Source organism: Streptomyces sp. NPDC021622 (genome assembly GCF_040640795.1).
Taxonomy (GTDB): Bacteria; Actinomycetota; Actinomycetes; order Streptomycetales; family Streptomycetaceae; genus Streptomyces.
This window is the reverse complement of sequence record NZ_JBFACK010000050.1, coordinates 1-1,209: the sequence shown is the minus strand read 5'-3', so window position 1 is coordinate 1,209 and position 1,209 is coordinate 1. Positions and strand designations below refer to the sequence as shown.

General features: G+C 56.0%; 1 rRNA gene. It reads right to left on the bottom strand.

From position 1 onward, the window contains the following. Window positions 1-33 precede the first annotated feature (33 nt). Window positions 34-1,209 (bottom strand): 23S ribosomal RNA (locus AB0G47_RS40860); the annotation flags it as partial.

Genomic DNA, 1,209 nt, shown 5'->3' with positions numbered 1-1,209 from the left:
GTTTCAGAACCAACACAGTGGACGCGAGCAACTGAGGACAAGCCCTCGGCCTATTAGTACCAGTCACCTCCACCCGTTACCGGGCTTCCAGATCTGGCCTATCAACCCAGTCGTCTACTGGGAGCCTTAACCCCTCAAAGGGGGTGGGAATACTCATCTCGAAGCAGGCTTCCCGCTTAGATGCTTTCAGCGGTTATCCTTTCCGAACGTAGCCAACCAGCCATGCCCTTGGCAGGACAACTGGCACACCAGAGGTTCGTCCGTCCCGGTCCTCTCGTACTAGGGACAGCCCTTCTCAATATTCCTACGCGCACAGAGGATAGGGACCGAACTGTCTCACGACGTTCTAAACCCAGCTCGCGTACCGCTTTAATGGGCGAACAGCCCAACCCTTGGGACCGACTCCAGCCCCAGGATGCGACGAGCCGACATCGAGGTGCCAAACCATCCCGTCGATATGGACTCTTGGGGAAGATCAGCCTGTTATCCCCGGGGTACCTTTTATCCGTTGAGCGACGGCGCTTCCACAAGCCACCGCCGGATCACTAGTCCCGACTTTCGTCCCTGCTCGACCCGTCGGTCTCACAGTCAAGCTCCCTTGTGCACTTACACTCAACACCTGATTACCAACCAGGCTGAGGGAACCTTTGGGCGCCTCCGTTACTCTTTGGGAGGCAACCGCCCCAGTTAAACTACCCATCAGACACTGTCCCTGATCCGGATCACGGACCGAGGTTAGACATCCAGCACGACCAGAGTGGTATTTCAACGGCGACTCCACGAACACTGGCGTGCCCGCTTCAAAGTCTCCCACCTATCCTACACAAGCCGAACCGAACACCAATATCAAACTGTAGTAAAGGTCCCGGGGTCTTTCCGTCCTTCTGCGCGAAACGAGCATCTTTACTCGTAGTGCAATTTCACCGGGCCTATGGTTGAGACAGTCGAGAAGTCGTTACGCCATTCGTGCAGGTCGGAACTTACCCGACAAGGAATTTCGCTACCTTAGGATGGTTATAGTTACCACCGCCGTTTACTGGCGCTTAAGTTCTCAGCTTCGCCACCCCGAAGAGTGACTAACCGGTCCCCTTAACGTTCCAGCACCGGGCAGGCGTCAGTCCGTATACATCGCCTTACGGCTTCGCACGGACCTGTGTTTTTAGTAAACAGTCGCTTCTCGCTGGTCTCTGCGGCCACCCCCAGCTCAGA